Here is an 18,990-nt window from a genome sequence, read left to right as displayed (position 1 = left end):
GTTATTGTTTGTTTACTAATCCTGCAATGTAAATACCGCTTTATCGTGATCCGGGTCAAGCGGCTCTCCCAGGGCGGAAAGCACGCCGGTCACGGTGAGTGTGTATTCTGTTTTTTCCAGCACCGCTGCGAAAAGGATCACCTGCTTATCATTTTCAGGATCCATTTGCGCTTCGATGATCTCCAGGTACGGGCTGAGGCTGTAGTTCAGGATGGTCAGCGCGCTGCTTTCATTCAGCTGCCTGTTGTAAACCACCACGATCGAGCCTTCGCCTTTTTTGCTGGATGCGCCAATAAGCTCAAAAGGAACATAATCCGGGTCAGCGCAGGGCGGCAGCGGATCCAGGTAGGACGCGGCCTTGTACGTCTCGATCCTGCAGGGTATGCCGGGGTTCAGGCATTTGCTCAGCGGGTCCACATCGTTGACGATATAGCTCCAGAACTGTTCCACCTGCAGCATGGCTGCGCGGAAAGTGCTGATGAATGTTGAGTCGCGGTAGATGTTCCCGAAATAAACCAGGCTTTGATAATCCGCTTCGCCAACGCACACGGCCGGCGGCGTTACTTCGTCGGCGCCCATGTATGCCAGCGCCTGGGAGAGGATCAGCGAAAACCCTTCTTTGTTGAGCGCCATCTGCCTGAGCAAACCTCCTGTCAGCAGGATGTACGGCTGCCCGAAAGAGGTCCAGGTGTAAGCATTGGGCAGCGGGTTGTTCCAGTCCATCACATAGTTGATGCCGGGATAGAAGGCCCTGAAGGTCGTCCACAGGTATTCAGCCATTTCAATGCCGTAGTTGCTGCCGAAGGGGCGGGTTTTGGCATCTTTGTTATCCATGATCTGCTGTGCCTGCGAATCGGTGATGAAACTTTTTGCATCTGCGGGGATGATGTAAAGATTGTTCCGGTCCGGGATCGTTAAGCCTTTGGGCCAAAGCTCCGGGTGGGAAATGAAATGCTGGGCTTCCTTGTTGTGGTTTTTTTGCTGGTATTCAGGGCTGCCTACGCGAAGGCGGGTATCCAGGTCTTTCACCAGGAATTTTTTATCCAGCTGCCCCGCCATAAATCCTACCTGCAACGCGAAGTCCGCCGAGATCACACCGTTGGAATTCAGCAAATGCCCGTCCATGCTGCCGCTAAACTGACCGGTAGCCAGTTGGTATACACCGCCATTCACCATAGCGGTAACGGCAAATGTCACCTTCACGGTGCTGCCGTCCGGTCTGACCAGCTGATCGCCGGGTTGCACGGCAGACGCGGGGACGAGCACCTTTCCCGGCAAGAGGAACAGGTGATCTTCCGTGACAGAGATATACTCATAAGGCTGGTCTCCCCATTTGATCAGCACCATAAAGGCATCATGCTTTTGCCCGTCTACGTTCGTGCAGAAATCCACCCTGTATTCTTTCCAGTTCAGGTTGCCATCTGCCGCATATACAACATCGTTTGGCCTGAAATCCTGCACTGCCCGGTATTCAGACGCACTGACCGCTATTTGGGTGTTTTCGGCGAAGCAGGAGCAGCAGCAGTAACAGACTGAGCCGTCCGGGTTATCCAGCACATAGGGGGTACCGGGTTCCCAGTGCCTGCCGTGGCAGGAGGCATCAATTTTGTTCTGGATCTTCATGCAGCGATTGTAATCGCACATTTTTTCAGGAGGCTTCATGTGTTCTACCTCCGATACGCAGGTTTCGTACCAGGTTTGTCCCATATTGCTAAGGATTTATTGGGGTGAAAAAATATAAATGATCGTTACTTCCATTGTATTTCTCCATCATAAAACAGCACCAGTATTGCATCTTCCACTACCAGCGGATCCAGGTAGGCCGGGGTTGTTTTGGTCTTGAGGTCTGCGGGTGTGTCTGCCAGCGTAAACGTGAGCGTTTCATCCATCACGGAATCCGCAGGTATGGCCCAGTCGAAGGTCTGCATGAATGACTGCTTTGCGTTCAGGTTAAAATCAACAGACACCGTATCGGACAGCTTCAGGCTGATGTATTTCCCCGCGCCGGTAGCATTCGCGCCATCCCGCACTTTCAGCTGGAAGAAGAGCCCGGTCAGCTTCGCATTTTTAACATGCGGCGGAATGTAGCCGGAGAGGTGGAAGTTCAATACCTGTGTGATATCGTCGGGATGCACGTTCATGAAGGAGTACCATTGCGCCGGGAAGTTCTGCGCCAGGCTGAAGAGGCTGCTGCCGCTGTAAGCTTTCATGGTATCCAGCGCCATCACATCGTCCGCGAACTTTTTACCGCCGTTGAACGCGGTGTATTTTAACTGGATGATCACATCGGAAATACCGCTGTAATTGATGCGGTTGGTGGCTTTGGGCATAGACAGCTTCCAGGAAGACACAGCGCCGGTGCCTTCAAAAGGCAGGTAACGCTCGTCGTTGAAGTTCAGCTCAAACAGCCCGTCGTCGTTCACCCCGCTGGAAAGCGCTATCTGCTGGTTGATCCACCAGTTGGTGCGCAGCACGGTTGCTTCCGGCACTTCGGCATTGCTGCCGCCGAGGAGGTAGTTCACGGCGTTCACGTCCGGCTGCATGACGATCTGGTTGGCCTGTTGTGTGAGCGTGGCTTTGATGTTCTGGTAAGGCCCTATCACCGCGGGGATGGACACAGAAATGGTTTTGATCTTCCGGGCGTACTGGCCGGGATAGTCATCGTCGAACTGTTTTTCGGAAAAACTGAACATGCATTCCCCGGTATTGATGAAGTCCAGCAAGGCTTTCGGGTCCAGCTGCATGAGGGAAATGTTCTTTTGTATCTCGAAGGGCCGTATGTTGATATCGATATACGATGTGGCCATCTGTTCGATCGCCAGCATGAGGCCTTCGCCGGCCAGGAGGCCTTTCTGCAGGTTGTCCCAGTAACCGAAGTTGATGAAAGTGGTGTTGTTGTTCAGCTCGTACTGGTAGGCGCGCTGCGCGGAACGGGCGAGGCTTACGGCGAGGTTGTAGGTCTGGAAATATACGGTAGACAATCGCCCGGCCATCCACTGGTACAGCTCTTCGTTGGTGAACTTGTCTTTCAGGAAGGCTTCTGTTTCTTCATTCTGCCTGATGGATTCCAGGTGGATGAGCAGTTCCTGCTCGGCGATCTGTTTGGAAATATCGTTGGCCATGATCTGGTACCCGATCTGCGCTTCATCGATGGAAGCGAGTTTCTGCTGCAGTTCCCAATCCTGCTCCCTGCGCTGGTATCCGGCAATGGTAGCGCTCAGCTGCGCCACAAAATTGGATACGATAGAGCCGACCTCGATGGCTTCCGCTGCGCCGCTGGCGGAAGCGCCCACCTGTTCGCCGCCGTAGGTCATTGCAAAAGGCGACCCCACGTTGGGCAGGGCGTAGGAGATAGAGGACATGGTTTTTACAACTACTGCCGCAACATTCAGTACCATCGCAGCTGTCATCGCTTCCAGGTTGAGTATTTCCCCGGGCAGCAATCCTGTCTGTATCAGGTTGCTGTAGTAGGTATTCCGTTCTTTTGCCCCTTTCTGGCTTTCGCTCAATGAAGCCCCGGTTACTGTCAGTTCGTTGATCTGCTGCTGCTTGTTGTAGGTCGTGAGATTGAGCAGCGTTTTTTCCTGCGTCACTTTTAAAAGCGACAGGGCTTCCGCGTCCTTTTTCTCCAGCGCTGCCAGCAGGCCGCTGCCGAATTGCATGAGGATGCCGGTGAGCGCGCGGGCTTTTTCTATCATGAAAGAAAAACGGTAATACGGTACCTGCGGCTCCAGCTGGCTGGTGAGCGACAGCCCGCCGCCTGAAGCCGCGGCCCTGATCAGCTGGCGCGGATCGATAGGCGGCTCGAATAAGGCCAGCTGGCGCTCTATTCCCTGCATGTTCTGGCAATGCCTGATCTTGTAGAGCCGGTCTTCCACGCGGGCCCAGTAGGCAACGAACTCGCTGTTTTCGGGCACGCAGAAGTAAGAGGGAATGTTGTTGAATGCCACGCTGGCGAGCTGTTGATTGCTTTCCGTGGCGCCTGTTGTAAAGGCGGAGTTCTCGAGGCGGATAAAGAACTGCGGTATCCCTTGCTGGTAAATACGGTATTTGGAACCGGCGACGGGCGTGGCCTCCCATTTTTTGCTGAGGGTCGCGGTTTGGGAAGCACCATCGTACGCCGTGATGTAACGCGATTCGCCCATTCCTGTGCCATCAGTGATCTCAATGTACATGCCGGTGTACGCGTCTTTTTCTTTGGAAGCGGTACTGTCCAGCGTGATGCTGAGCGTGGTGGCGCTCACGGCTGTGCCAGTGGCGATGGTCTTATTGTCGTAGCTCGCTTTGATGTCGTTAAACGATTCCGGTTTCGGCGTAGGGCATTTATCGATCACTTCCGGCCGCTGCCCGAGCAGGTCAGACGCAAGCACGTACAGGTTCGTGGCCGAGGTGATGGATTCCCGTGTGTCTTGCGCGAACAGGAAGTCTCCCCAGGTGATCAGGTTGTCGATATACTTCATCACGATAGACTTTGCATAAGCCACAGGCCGCAGGGCAGCAATGGCGTCCGGGTCAAAGGGATCGTCGTTGTAGGCTTTGATCGTTGCGGGATCGGTCAGTGTCTGGATCAATGACTGCTTGGTCATGTTCCGGAAAGGAAGGAAGCGCCAGAACCGGTCGTTCGGGTTCCCGAGGCTCGGGTCGGGCGGTTCTGTAGGGTTGAATACGTACTGGTACCATTTCATGGCTTCTTCGAAGCGCTGGTTCTGCTGCAGCGATGCACCCACGAGGAATGGCACATGGAAGAAGATCTCCCAGAAATAGATCCCGTAAGCGCCGCTGAAATCCAGTGAATCGATCGTGGCAGGATCGGGGATCACCAGGTTGGGCGGGGGCATGGTGCCATCCTTGTAGAATGTTTTGACGGGTATCTCCGGCAGCTGCTGCGTTTCAGGCGTAAGCAATGTATCGATACCGCCCACGAACAACAGCTGGCTCATGGTATCGATGGTGCTGGTGGATAAACGGTAGAGCGCGAAAGTGAGGGTGTTAAAATCTATTTCCGAGCTGGTATATGGCCCTGTCCTCAGGTCCAGCTCATCCGGCAGGCCGGAAATAGAGGCATTTAGCTCTATCAGGATATCAGAAAGGGTCTTTACATTTTCATCATTTACTTTTAACAGGAACGATACATCGCCGTTGCTGAATATGAACCATCCCGGCTGGTTCTTGATGGTGATGATATTGCCTTTGGTATCTGAAATGTTGTATAACAGCGGGATCGGCGAGTTATCGGAAGGCGTCATCGGCGGCAATGCAAAGCGCGAAGAAGGCGTTTGCATCACGCCCGATACGGTCCTGTTCACATAGTCCGCGAAATAATTATCGTAAATAAGGTTGTCGCTTTCAATAACGTTCAGGATGCGGTTGGTAAGGTCCATCTGCGGCCTGTAGGGACGGGGCTGGTCGGCCAGCTCGTCGTAATCCAGTATCACCAGGTGCTGGTGGGTATCCTGGAGGTTCGGGAAAAGAAGGGCGGAATTGTTGAGGAAGATCTTGCCGGAGCGCGTATTCCCTTTTTTGATCATGGCATTGACACGCTCGGTGGTTTCGTAAATGGCCAGCTCAAAATCGTGCAGGTCCGGGTTTTCCCTGCGGTCTACCGGTTTATCCGCCGGATCTACCTCGAACTCGGGGATGTTGTATAAAGCGCCCAGGGTGATCAGCACACGTTCCGGGAAATGTGTATCCGGCGTACCGGGAATCGTTTTGGGCGGCACTCTCAGGGCATATGTCTTCTGCCAGTAAAGATCATCAGGATTGATCAGGCTGGGATCAATATAAAGACTGCCCTCGTTGTAAGTGGTGGGATAATAATCCTCCACTATTTGCCGGTTGATGCCCTGCGCCTGCACCCAGCTTTTGTTCTGATCGTAATAGGCGTAGTTGAATACTGCCTTGTACGCCGTTGCCTCGTCTGTAGTTGATCCGCCGGAGATCTGCTGGTAGGAAGTGTTGTAGCGTTCCGTCCAGGTGATGAAGAGCCGGTTGTAGGCAAACACCGGCGTAATGAAATACGCGTTGATGGTGAGGTTGATCTCTTCCCATTGCTCCCATTTGTCTGACTGCGGGTAATAGATCCGGTAATAGAATTTATAAGGATCGGTATTGGTGCGGGCGAAGAAAAATGTCTGCTGTTCCGGAGGCGTTTTGCTGCCTTTGTCTACCAGGCAGTTGTAGGCGTCGCAATAGTTAAGACTGGCCAGCTGGGAAAAGCTCTCGAAATAATCCAGGAAGCCCGCTGTCACTACCGCATCGCTGATATTGGATTGCAGCATGGCTTCGGAGAACTGCTTGAACGGCGCCGTCTGGCTCCGGCGCAATGCGGGATCGATATAGTTCTCCGGGTACAGGAATATTTTCCTGTTGGCTTCCCACACCCGGTATGCCATCATCCATTCCCACCATACCGGCTGGATGTTGCTGAGGTCGGTAACGCCTTCTTCCAGCATCAGCCTGCAGCGCTGCATGTACAATTGTACGGAAGCAATGCCTTGCGCGATGAGGGAAACGGAATCGCATGCGCTCATTTCCACATCTATCAGCAGGAACTGGTAAAGGTCTGAAGGCATGCGGATGAAGTGGAATGTTTCGCTCAGCGTCCAGATAGTGTAACCCACCAGCGCGTCCCGGCTTTGTGTATCGGTCTTTTTATTGAACCCGGTCAGCAGTTCCGCGAATGCTTCGTCGCCCGCGCTGGCATTTACATTGCCCAGCACGGCGCCCGCCGCAAGGGTATAGGTGAGCCAGTTCGCGTAATCGGGCAGCCCTGATGGGGTGCCTACCGGTAATCCCTGCAGGTTGTAGAGGTTCAGCAGGCTGTTGATGTCGATGCCGGTTTTGACGCCGAGGTTAAAACATCCCATCAGCCTGAAAATACCGTCAACGGTGTTATAGCTGCTGTGTTTGTTATTGATGTCGTCGTTGGGCCAGACCAGGTTGATCAGCTTGCAGAGCTGCGCCTGGTCCCAGCCGGTAAGTTTGGCCAGGGTTGTGATCTTGATGCCGCTGCACTGCCCGTCTTTATCCATCTGGAAATACCTGACCAGCTCGCCGCTTGAATCATGGAGGATGGTGATCAGCGCTTTGTAGGCGCTGATGGATTGAATGTTCAGCAGTGTAAGATGCTTGAGGTCTTTGATATTGCAGCAGGAAGGCTCCGTGAAGATGGCGTCTGTTTCACCGGCGCTTAAGTTGAGCACTGTTACCAGCATCACGCTCCTGGCTGATGAATCGATCAGGGTATTTACTTTGAAGGCGCGCTGGCTGAGCAACAGGAGGGTGCGTACGCGTTCTCTTTTGATGATTGCCTGCGCGTCGCCGGTGAACAGGAATTCGAGGGAAGTGGTGCTGGTAAAGGCGCTGCTTACCTGTGCCCTTACTTTTTCGCCGGGCACTATCACGCTCGCCAGCAGGTACGGCGGGTCGTGTTGCTGGAGGGCGTCGTATACCGCTTTGGAAGAAGCGGCGTCGATCAGCCCGTCTGTGACAAAAGAATCTTCGTAAAGGTAAGGCAGGAAGCCCTGCTGCGCATCAGCGGGCACGGGAGACAATAGTGCGTCCAGGTAGTCCGCCAGGTCCACGGCGGATGAAACGAAGGGCAACAGCAGGGTGAGCATTTCCGGGGAAGTGCCCAGGAAAGCGGATAGTTCTTCCAGCGCGTTTTTGTTCTGCAATGCGAATGCGTTCTGGAATATGTCCATCGCGTGAAGGATATCCCTGCGGGACTGCAGCAGGATGTTCTTTACCAGGTTCCTTTTGAGCAATGCTTTCGGGTAAGCCACGATATTGATCTGCATCCCCTTGTATTCGTCATTGGTGGCGGAGCTTCCTGCAGCCAGCACAATGGTGGTGGAAGTGCCACCCTGGGCAAGCCCTTCGGCGAAAACGTAGGTCACTGCATAGGTCGAGGTATTATCTGGTATCGTATCCCAATTCTTATCCACTTCCGCAAGCCGCGTTGCGCCTGCATAAGCGGTAATGGTGCGCACCTGGTCTTTTCCTGTTCCGGCGGTAATGGTGATCTCCATGCCGGAATAGGCATTGTCTTTATCGGAAGCGGCACTGTCCAGCGTAATGGCGTTGGCAACGGCGCCGGCAGCGGTGCCGGCATTGGCGGTGGCTACCACCTGGTAGTAGGAAGTATTGTCAGGGATGGTGGTCCACGCCTGGGCCACGGTGGCGGTCAGGGTGGCGCCGTCGTAGGCCGAGATGGAGCCGGACTCTCCCGCGCCTTTTGAAGCGAAAAGGAAACTGAGCGAAGTGTATTCCGTGAAGGCGCTGCTGAGATAGCCGTATTGAATGCCGTCTTTCGTGAAAACGTCCACGAGGAGCGGCGGATCATTGGCGACCAGCTGGTTGAATGCCGTCAGCGATTCTTCGGGCGTAAGGTCTGCGCTTACAAATGCGTCGTCTCCTATCGGCGTCTGCGCCGCGGCCTGGCTGTAGTAGATGGTCTTTTTCAGCGTAATGCCGTAGCTGTTGATCAGCCCCAGCTTCAGCATGCCGTCGAAGATGTCGGCGGATTCATGCTCATCGATGTCCTCGAATACGAAAGAATCGCTTTTCAGCCGGGAACCTTCCGCCAGCACGGCCAGCTTGGTCACAAAAGAAGGAACGGAATTGGGATTGTATCCTTTGTTGAACTTGTTTTGCGTTTGGCCGGTCAGGATATATTGCAGCTGTGCTACGGTAAAATTGGTGCTCTTCAGCCAGGTATCTGTTTCTTTGATGCTCAGCAGCAGCTGAACGCCCGGTTGCAGCGCGCCTGCCGGCGGCTCTTTGTAGTTAAGCTCCTGCGGGAAATAAATGAGCGACAACATCAGCAGGCAGTCGTTGATGCTGTATTTGTACAAAGCAGCCAGTTTTGAAAGCCGGTACAGCCAGCTGAGATTGGCCAGCGACAAGGGCAATACGCCCGGCGTCAGCCGGTCTGCCGTTACCAGGCAGTACACAAAGTTTGACAGCAGGGTGAGATCGTTGTCATTCAGTCCCAGCGCTGCTTTCAGGCGGCCCCTGATCTCCGCGTTCAGGCCTGTATAATCGCTGATGGCCCATTCATGCAATACGGAAGGGTCGAACGGCGTGTACCCGGTAGCGTTATAGGGGTTCTTTCCTTTCAGCAGGCCGGGGTTATTGTAAACGGTGTCAAAGAAAGACATCGGAACAGCGTCGTCCTTTTTTCCTATCGTTTTCATATCCTGCAGGAAGCTGCTGAACACGGGGGGCGTGATCTGCGGGGATTGCTGCAAGGTCCACGCCAGCGCAAGTTCCTGTATGAACGCATCGGATATCTCTGCCTGGGAAAATGTTTTCATCATCCAGTCCATATCGGCGTAGCTCCACTTTGTTGTTTGCTGCAGCCGGATGAAGCGGTTCAGGCGGTCGATGCGTTTGATGCTGAGGTTGCCGATCTTTTCAATGATATTGCCGGATCCATCGTCTCCCGCAACGATCTGCAGGTAAGGCAGGCCTTCGCCGGTGTCGTTGATGAAGAACTGGTTGGCCAGGTCTTCCGAGAGCTCTTGCTGGCTGAGGTCCTGCACGATCAGCGATACGAACTGCGGCCGGGTGAGGCCGGTGCGGTACAGGAATTCGTTCAGCGGCGTAAGCGCTTTTACGAGGTCTTCATCGTTCAGGTCCTTATACCCGAAATACGGCGACAGCACAGACCCTGAAACGTTTGCGGGCGGCAGCAATACCTGGTAGGCTTCTACCGAAAGGCCCAGCTGCTCCGTGGCCATGTACAAAGTGTTGGTCAGGTAGTATTGCGAAGTAGCATCCGGCGCGGTGGTCCATGGTGTTGATACCGTGGCCGTTTGTGTGCTGCCTGTGTAGCTGCTGATGATGCGGAGCTGCCCTTTGCCGGTGCCGGATACGATCTGCACCTGCATGTTGTTGTAAGCATTGTCTGCCGTCGATGCGGTTTTGGCCAGCACGATATTATCGGCGGCGCCTGATTGTGCTATGCCGTTTTCTGCCGGGTGGAGGAAATTGGTATAGATATCCGTGAGTGAAGTGCCAAGCTGGCCCAGGTACAGGCGGATCTGCTGCAATGGCAGCTGGAAGGGCAGGTTGAAGGGGTAGGGGGCCAGCGCCAGCTGGTGGTAAACGTCCTGGTAGATAGTGTACACCGCTGTGTTATCCGGCACTACGCTCCACTTTTCTGATACGGTAGCCACTTTGGTGCTACCGTCGTAGGACTGGATCATTCTTTTGTGCCCGGCTCCCGTGCCGCTGGTGATGGCCAGCTCCATGCCGGCGTAGGCATTGTTATCCGCGGAAGCGGTGGAAGCTAACGTGATGGTAGACGCAGTGCCGCCCTGCGCTGTGCCCGTTGCCACTACCAGACCGGTTTCCAGCCTGGCTTCCAGCACGGCGTTCACGATCTGCAGGAAAGGAATGAGGGTATTGGTGTTCTCGCAGGTGAGCAGGAGGCGGAACAGGTCCGGCCGGCGCTCTTCCAGCGTCATACCGGCTGGGATGGTGTTGGGATCGGTGATGTAGTCGTCCGTAATACGCATGATATCGAGAAAATACGCGGCAGGACTGAATATCGACTTGCAATGCTCGCATTCACAGAAGTCCAGGTCGCCGAAAAGGTCCTGGTAGCTGGGAATATCCATGGCGTATTGCCGGAGCGTATCGGAAACGTTGTTGAACAAAGCGGCGTTGAAATGCGGGGAGCCCACCATGCCGTGGATATTGGCAAATACATGCTTGACCCTTGCCGCGATGGCGGTTGCATTGGCATGGATCTTTTGCGCAATGCCGGGATCCTCCGTGGTATTGAATTGCGGGCCGTACATGCGCAGGAAGCGATGGGCAGGTATACGCGCGATGGCATGTGCGGAATCCAGCCCAGCGGAAAGCAATGTGTTGGCGGCATCGCGGTCGTTGTACACGCGCAGCAGCCGCTGGAGGGTCATCAGCTGGTTGATGCCGGGCTGGTCCAGAGGAAGATCAGGGGTTTCCGCTTTGTCGCAGAAGTCGAAAGACAGGAGATCGAAGTCCGGGTGGTTCCGGATAAAATCATCCACCGTGGAGGCAATAGAGATGCCGTTACTGTTACCTTTCATGGTTACAATTTCTTAGGATTAAACAAGTGGTCGCCCAGGAAGCAGGGTCGTTAAATGATATGGATTCATCTAGGGTTTCATGCACAATAGATTTTAAGGATTAATTCGGATTAATCTTGGGTACTTGTTATCCTAATCATATACAAAAAGAAAGAAGGGTCCTCGGGTAGTAGAGTGTTATGTCTTAAAACACTTTACAGTATTGAGTTTGCTGCGATTTAGGTAACACCAATGCTAAATAACAAATGTACTTTGAGGAAAAGTATGATATGAATTTAGAAGAATCTTTTAAAGGAGCAAAATTTATTTTTGTTAATGGATGGTTAACTGAATGATTTTTGGAGAAGAAATCATTTTGAAAAATTCACTGAAGGGATTTGTTATGCACGCTGTAGTCTTTTACTATAAATAGTTTCAGGAGATGTTGATGAATGACCGGGGGGGAATGGCCGTTAGCGATAAATGCCGTGAAATTTTTTATTTGTTAATAATGGGTTAACAACAATACGGTGATTTTAAGGCCGAGAAAGAGCCCTGATTTCAAAAGAAGGAGTTAAAAGATCAAAACGTGATGGCTTTATACACTTCCCGGAGCTGCTCCAGGTATTTAACGGAGGGAATTTTTTCTTTCTTTAAGAATGTTTCCAGCCCTTTTTCATCATTGTGCAGCAGGTAGTGGAATTCTATGATGGTGATCATTAATGCCAGGACGGACAGGCCCCATTTTTCGCCGTCGCCTTCTTCGCCAGGCCTTTCCCGTTCAGGATATTCCAACTCTTCATCCGGCGGGATCATCTCTGCCGCTTTCAGGTAAAAAGCCGTCAGCGCGTCGGTATGCGCATGCAAAACCCGGTAGAAATCTGCTTCTGTAAGACCGGAATGCCGCACGATAGTCCATGCGGTGGACAGAAGCGGTACATCCAGGTCTTCATGAAGCTCCAGGCCGAGCAGCGCGCAGATCTTTTCCAGGGAAGACCGGTAGGTCGCGTCTGTGAGTAATTGTTTTACCTGGTCGAATTCCATCGGTTGATCGTTTAAAACAATGTTTTTTCATATGCCCGTAAATGTTGGCAGGGAATTTTAAGGACTAGTCTTTATGTGTGCAAAATACCTTTTTTCCCCCAGGCAGGTACACCATCCTGAATTATTACTGGGGCAAAAGCGAATGGTATGGCGTCACTTATCATAATGAACCCGTGTTTAAGAATATCAAAGCGCGCGCCAGGGTTGATATTTTTTTGTCACACTGTATCAACCCCGGCCGCCGGACATGTCATTTAATTCCCTCCATAACACCGCACTGCGCATACCGCTGCCGGTACATCCGTGGAAGGATGCTCCACTTCTATCACCAGTTTTTTCGTGCGCAGGGGTTTGGTTAATTGTATCCTGTTGAAGGATTGGTAATTATCCTTTTTCTCCGCCAGCAAATTGCCTGCTTCGTCTTTTACCCGGTATTCGCGCACGCAGAAGGGCATGGCAGTTTCAGGATGCGCCATCAGCACAGATTCCATCGGGTGGTCGTAGTCCGTATCGAAGAAAAGTTCTATGGCGCTGATCTCTTTAGGCTGGTCCCATTCCAGTGTCAGCGAAGGATGTGCGTCGTTCCAGTCTGCCACCCAGGCGTTGGGCTGCGTGGTGGGCCTTTCCAGGCCATTGCGGATGTTTTCCGCCCTGAAGGTATCCAGGCCTTCCGGCATCCTGAAATCGATATTATGCCCTTCGGGGCGGCGCTGCGGGCACCAGAATTCAAAGGCTTCCATGCCAATGTCTTCCGGTGGCGTTTGTTTGCCGAAGTTGGACACTGCCTTGTTCACCGTATTAAAAACAGACAGGATGCCCGTTACCCTTTTATGCGTATAGTGTAGCTGTACCTGGGGGTTTTTATGGAAGATGATGAAAGCATAACCGTTCTCTTGCATCTCCGCCTCAAATTCCAGCTTCATGCAGTTCCGGCCGGGATGGATGGCAATGCTTTGGCGGGCCAGCGTTTCATCCGGCGTGAAGTTCCCATTCCTGCTGCTGATGCGTAGTTCTACTTCCAGCGTGGTGGCAGTATCTGCCTCCGCATGAAATACGAGCGAAGGTGTTTTTCCTTTCTGCAATGGGATCATTTGCGCGGAAGAGATCTCCAGTGGCTTGAGGAGCGGGGCGCCGGGGAATTCTTTCAGCACCAGCTCGCTGCTGGCGGAAATGGACGCAGTAGCAGTAAGGTCTTTCGGCGAGTTGAAAATGAGACCTGGTATGTATTGCCCCGTTTGCAACAGGCGTTGTTGCAGCTCATGCATATGTGCGCCGATAGCTGCGGGGAGCAACCCTTTCTCTTTACAGATCACAGCAGCCATGGCTGCGGCCTGCGTAACATGCGCGGAAGTAGCCATCACGCGGGTGGAGCCATATGCTACGTGAGACACGCTAATGGTCCTGCCGCCGAGGAACAGGTTGCTGATATTACGGCTGTAAAGGCTGCGGTATGGTACCTGGTAAATGCCTTTGCTGTGCCATTGATTACAACCAGGCTTTTCGCTGAACACACCGTCTGCCGGGTGCAGGTCTATAGACCAGCCGCCGAATGCTACCGCATCGGGGAAGCTGCGTTGCTCCACGATGTCCTGCTGGCGCATGATGTAATCTCCTTCGAAGCGGCGGCTTTCGCGTTTGCCCGGTATCATGCCCACCCATTCAAGGGTGAGGGTTTCAGCTTCGGGGAATTTACCGGAATTCTTGATATAGTTCCAAACGCCGTATACCACTTTCCACAATTCCCATTTGATGGTCTCGGTATCATGCACGGTATCGAGGCGGCCGCCGTATTCTATCCACCACAGCTTGCAGCCGTGATCTTTCGCGTTGAAGCTCTTGAAACGGGGCACTTTCGTGATGTCGTCCAGCGCAAAGGCAGGCGGGATGAAATTTACAGGGCGGCCGGTGTCTTTACTGTAAAAATAAAGGCTATGGCCAAGCAGCTCGCCGTATTCTTCGGAAGGGGCGAACAGTTCGCCGAATTCTTCTTTTTTTTCCGCGCCCATCCTGAAGGCCGCGCCTGAAAGGAAGCCTACGACACCGTCGCCGGAAGCGTCGATGAACAGCGGGGCTTTCAGTACGTATTCGGTCTGGTTCTGGCTGCAATAAGCCCTCAGTGAACGGATGCGGGCGGCGTCCTGCATGTCTGCCTGGTACACCGCTGTGTTCAGCAGCAGGGTGATGTTAGGTTCCTGCTTTACTTTGTCGAGCAATATCATGTCGAAGATCACACCGTTGCCTTCGGGGTTGCGGTAGGTGTTCTCCACGAGTATTTCGTCTACCAGGCCGCCTTCGCGGGCCCAGCGGTTATTGTTCCCCATATGCGAGGTGGCGCCGAGTATCCAGAGCCTTACTTCGCTGCTAGCGTTTCCGCCCAGCACCGGCCTGTCCTGCACCAATACCACCTTCAAACCCTGGCGGGCGGCGGTAATGGCGGCGCATACACCTGAGAGGCCGCCCCCGGTGATCACGAGGTCAACAACAATGTTCTTTTCCGGGAATGTCCGTACCCCGGAAGCTTCCGACTTTATCATCATCCAGTATTTTATTTGCCTATAATTATTTTTTCACTTTCCACCATACCGCCGCCCGCTTTTTCGAGCGTGAGCCGGCATTGCACGGCGTATGCTTTTTCCAGCGGAACGGTCAGTTCAAAAGGGTAAGCATCGTCTACCAGCTGCTGCGTTTTTCCCGCAGCATCGGTGTAGTGCAGGCGCACGCTTTTCCATTTGCTGTCGTCATCTTCCAGGAAAACGAACAGCCGCCTGCCGTAAGAGCCCAGCCGGAACAGCATGACCTTTGCATTGCCTGTTTTTATTTCAGCGTAATCCTTTCCACGGTCGCCGGTGGCGGTCAATATTTTTTCCTGGAACTGCACGGAAGGCGATGCCTCGTTCACCACTATTGCCGCTATGCCATTGGCTGGAACGGTAATGCTGAATGAGCTGTCCAGCAGCGCCATTGCTTCATTGCCAGTAAAAGAACGAATATTGCTCTGCCTGGAAAGCTTTACCAGCGAAGGATTGAACGTGACCCTGGTGGTAACCGGCTGTGCGCTTTGATTGGTAAAGGCGAGGAAGAGCCTGTTGCCTTTCCGCGCTGAGATATAGTTCAACTCCACGTTATCGGAACGGAGCAGCTTTGAAGGCATCCAAAGCTGCACATTCTTTTCCGTGTAAAAGCTGCCACCTTGACTGCCGTACATTTTATTCTGCAGGTAAGCGTATCCTTCAATGAACTCCGCCGGGAAGTTGATCCGGCCATTGCTGCGCACGAACGCATCGGTCACCAGGTAATCGATCAGCATGCTGGCCATCGGCAGGATGTGGTTATAGTGGAAGGAATTCACGCTCTGTGCTTTGTGTTCATGCAGCGGGAAATCTTCTTTCTCGTAGGCGGTGGTTCTTTCCGTGTTGATATGATAACCCGGAAAACTCCTGTAACGGCCTATTACAGCTGCTTTCGCGACATTGATGAGGAAAGTGTCTTTCGCGTAATAGCCGATACGCAGTATCCATGGCGCGTAGTTGGCCATAAAAATGGCGCGGTGGCCGGTGGCCGTGCCGGAAGATTCAGGCGTAAGACCGGTTTCTGAAAGCCGCCAGGCGGGCGCTTTTTCTTCGGGGTAATACATCTGCGCATGGCCTTTGGAGCGCAGGTACCAGTACATAGGCGCTTTGCCGCCTTTATTCACTGTTACCAGGCTGTCTGGTATGCCGGGACTCATCCAGGTGAACATCGTATAATTCCTCGCGCCCTGTACAGCCGCATGGAGGTAAGCCGTGTCGCCGGTGAGCTCGTAGAGTTCGGAGAGTTCTATCCAGCGGTCTGTGAAGGCCGGCCAGAAAAAGAAACCGCCGGAGAAGGGATCGGAGAAGTCCGTCTGTGGCCGGCGCACTCTTTGTTCAAGATATTGTCCCGCTTTCTGTATGGCTGCGTCAAGGTATTGTTTGTCGCCGCTGGCTTTGTACAGGCGCATGGCGTTGGTCCAGCTGCCGCCGGACTCCTTCACGTCCAGGTTGCGCATGCGGCTCGAGGTATATTCCCGCTGCATCAGGTGCAGGTAAAAATCATTTTCTTTCCCGAATACGCTGTACAAGGCGCCCAGCTCGGAGATAGGCGCCACAGGACCTTTCAGCCTGCGGGAGGGGTTTTGTATCTTCTGCAGGCTGTCCAGGCTGAACAGGAATTTCTCCCGTGAAAGCATGTATTCCATCAGCGGGTACGCGCGTTTTTCGAACATCTCCGCATCGTCGCGCACGAGTGCCAGCTCCAGCGGGTTCAGGCTGGATACGTTCTTCACGGCGCCGGGCACATCGGTGGAGTAAGCAAAACCTTTGAGGCTGTCTACAAACCAGGCGTAGTGCGTCATTGCGTAGGCCGTCATATTGTCCAGCACGGTGTTGAGCGATGCAATGTCATTGCGCCGGTAGTCGCGGAAGCCGAAGACGTCCTCCGCAATTTTTTGATAGGTATGGGTGATGTCCAGCGGCTCTGCCACCAGCTGCATGGAAAAGGAGAAAGTGTCCCCGCTTTTCATCAGTGAGCCATAGCCGCCTGGAATGGGTGCGTAAAGCTGCGGTTGCAGCTGCCCTTTGCCATTCCGCAATGCAATGCCGAACCGGCTGTTAGGCAGAGTCGGCAAGGGCTGGAAAGGAAGATGTTCCGGCGATGCCATCACGCCTAGTGTATGTTTGCCGTCGTACACCATCGTGGTGGGCAGCGGGGCCATGAATGCGGGTGTGAGATAAGGCGCGTCAGGCACACGTTTTTCCTGCCAGATCATCGGCTGCCAGAGCGCGGCGGCGTGTTCGGGCGAGAGCGCGGGCGCGCCGGTATACCCGATGCTGTAATAGCCGGGTTTCGCGGGCTTAAATGTAAAATGTAAAACGGGATAAGGCTTCGTGTTCATTGCAACATAGGCATCGAACGTAATGCCGCCCGGCGAAGGGAATGAAAAGAATACGGTATCGCCTTTGCTGCGGATGCTGCTGGCGCGCAGTTCGGTGCTTTCACCGGCATTCAATATGCTCCGGGTACGTTGTTCTTTTTTGCCGCGCAGGATGCTGTCGTCAAAACCATCGCCTGCTACAGCGGCGCTGATCTTTTGTTGTACCAGGTCCGCCTTGCTGCTGTCTTTCACTTTCCAGCTGAGTACATTATAACTCACTTTTTTAATACCCGCAGGTTTCAACGCCATACCGGGATCGGCGGCATTGTATAATATCGTGAATACCGGCGCGAACGTATACCGGCCGCCGGCTGATGCAAGCGTGATCCCATCTTTCCCGGACGACACGCGCACTTGCGCCTGCAGGCCTGATACGGTCAGCAGTAGGCATATGGTCATCCGCAGATAGTTGTTCTTCATAAGTGTTCTTTAATGCCGGAAGGCAAATTTATTATCGTGTAAACTGTACTGTTAGTCTTCTTCCCGCAAAATAAGCTGGGAACATTCCCATTTTGCGGGAACATTCCCAACCGTATCAGCGGTTTCCGTTTAAAACAGGTGTGCCTTTTATCAATATTTTTCCCAGGTACAATACGGTCCTGTCGTATTTCTCCGGGTGTTTGGTAATGTCTTCAATCTGCGCCGGGCCAAGTATCGCGGCTTTATCTGCTTTTTGGGAAGATAGCCGGATGGTAACGGTGTAATCGCCTGGTTCGAGCCTGAACAATTGGTGCTGCCCGCGGTAGCGGTTGTTGCAGTACATGTTGAAACGGTTTACCGGGATGCTGTTTCCCGCTTCCAGCCGGAATACCTGCGTGCCGGGCTCGGGCGGGGCGATGGTCTTCATGTCTTTTCCATTCACCTGTATCACGATCTGTCCTGCTTCCGGGCCGCCCACGTCAAAGAGCCCGAAGGCGCTGCCTTTGAAGCGGAAGGTGAAAGATGCGCCGGGCGAAGAGGCCTGTTGTATGCGGGGGAACCATGCGGAGAATTGCGGCAGCGTAACAGGCTGCCAATCGCCGCTGAACTGTGCGATTCTCAGCGGGTCGTACATACCGGCGTCCTCCCAGTTATCGGGGAATAAAGGCGCGGGCATTGCGTTTCTATTTTGTGCAGTGTGTTGCTGTTTCATTTTCTCCATGCTGCGCGCTATCGCGGCTGCGTAAAGGTTTCCGCCTTCCTGCAGGGGATGCACGCCGTCCTTGGAAAAAAGTATCCTGCCGCTGTCCGCTTCATTGCCTTTCCATACCAGCCTGCCTTCTTTTTCGAGCAAAGCCGCCTGCAGCCCCAGGTGCACCGACGGCAGACCGTAATGTTCCGCGATCTTTTCCAGGCCTTTGATATTTTCAGGTATGTTGCCGGCAGCGTAAACCTGCGGCTGGTTGGTTACAATGGTGTAGATAAGACAAATGTCAGCAGCGGGGTTCGCCCGCCTGATCTGCCGCACGATCCCTTCCATGCCTTTGGCGTAAGCGCCGTTTGCTGCAAACTCCACGAACACCAGGTCCGGCTGATGCTGCAGCAGCTGTTCACCGATGCGGCAGGCGCCCAATTCTGTGCCTGTACCGGAAACGCCGGCATTCAGTGCCTTTATTTCCACATTGGGGTACATGGATTGGATATACCGCATCGTTTGCGGCCGGTAGCCAACGCTGCCCTGGGTAATGCTGCCGCCGATAAAGCCGATCACCACCGGTTTCCCGGCGCCTGCTTTTTTAAAGAAAGCGGGAAGACCGTTGCGCAGGCTGCATTCCCTGCTGTCGGAGAACCCGGCAGTGCTTACCAGCGGTACATCCGCGCCGGGTTGAAAGAAAAGGGGAGAAGCGCCCGCCTGCGAAGCGGCAATAAGGTCCTGCCGGTTCTGTGCGGTGGCTTGTCCCGCTGCCATCAGCAGCAGCAAACCCTGTATGAGCCATTTCTGTTTCATGGTGTTTGTAT

The 18,990-nt window shown here is 53.6% G+C and carries 6 protein-coding genes; all 6 read right to left on the bottom strand.

The window, feature by feature from the left end:
• Positions 1-15 precede the first annotated feature (15 nt).
• A complete protein-coding gene (locus tag R3I13_RS22240) occupies positions 16-1,707 on the bottom strand; it encodes a Hint domain-containing protein (RefSeq protein WP_346320181.1) in 1,692 nt (563 codons plus the stop codon).
• Positions 1,708-1,748: 41 nt separating this feature from the next.
• Positions 1,749-11,078: a neuraminidase-like domain-containing protein gene (locus R3I13_RS22235; protein ID WP_346320180.1), complete on the bottom strand. Its 9,330-nt coding sequence runs from the start codon at positions 11,076-11,078 to the stop codon at positions 1,749-1,751.
• A 561-nt stretch (positions 11,079-11,639) separates the two neighbouring features.
• Positions 11,640-12,101, bottom strand: a complete 462-nt coding sequence (locus tag R3I13_RS22230) for a hypothetical protein (RefSeq protein WP_346320179.1) — start codon at positions 12,099-12,101, stop codon at positions 11,640-11,642.
• A 254-nt stretch (positions 12,102-12,355) separates the two neighbouring features.
• The gene (locus R3I13_RS22225) at positions 12,356-14,635 is read right to left on the bottom strand and encodes an FAD-dependent oxidoreductase (protein WP_346320178.1); all 2,280 of its coding nucleotides are present in this window, start codon (positions 14,633-14,635) and stop codon (positions 12,356-12,358) included.
• An 11-nt stretch (positions 14,636-14,646) separates the two neighbouring features.
• A complete protein-coding gene (locus R3I13_RS22220) occupies positions 14,647-17,472 on the bottom strand; it encodes a hypothetical protein (RefSeq protein ID WP_346320177.1) in 2,826 nt (941 codons plus the stop codon).
• A 115-nt stretch (positions 17,473-17,587) separates the two neighbouring features.
• Complete coding sequence (locus tag R3I13_RS22215) at positions 17,588-18,979, bottom strand: SGNH/GDSL hydrolase family protein (protein ID WP_346320176.1); 1,392 nt, start codon at positions 18,977-18,979, stop codon at positions 17,588-17,590.
• Positions 18,980-18,990 lie beyond the last annotated feature (11 nt).

Origin of the sequence: Chitinophaga sp. YIM B06452, assembly GCF_039655965.1 — a bacterium.
Taxonomy (GTDB): Bacteria; Bacteroidota; Bacteroidia; order Chitinophagales; family Chitinophagaceae; genus Chitinophaga.
The sequence above is the reverse complement of the archived record's forward strand: the minus strand, read 5'-3'. Positions and strand labels throughout refer to the sequence as shown.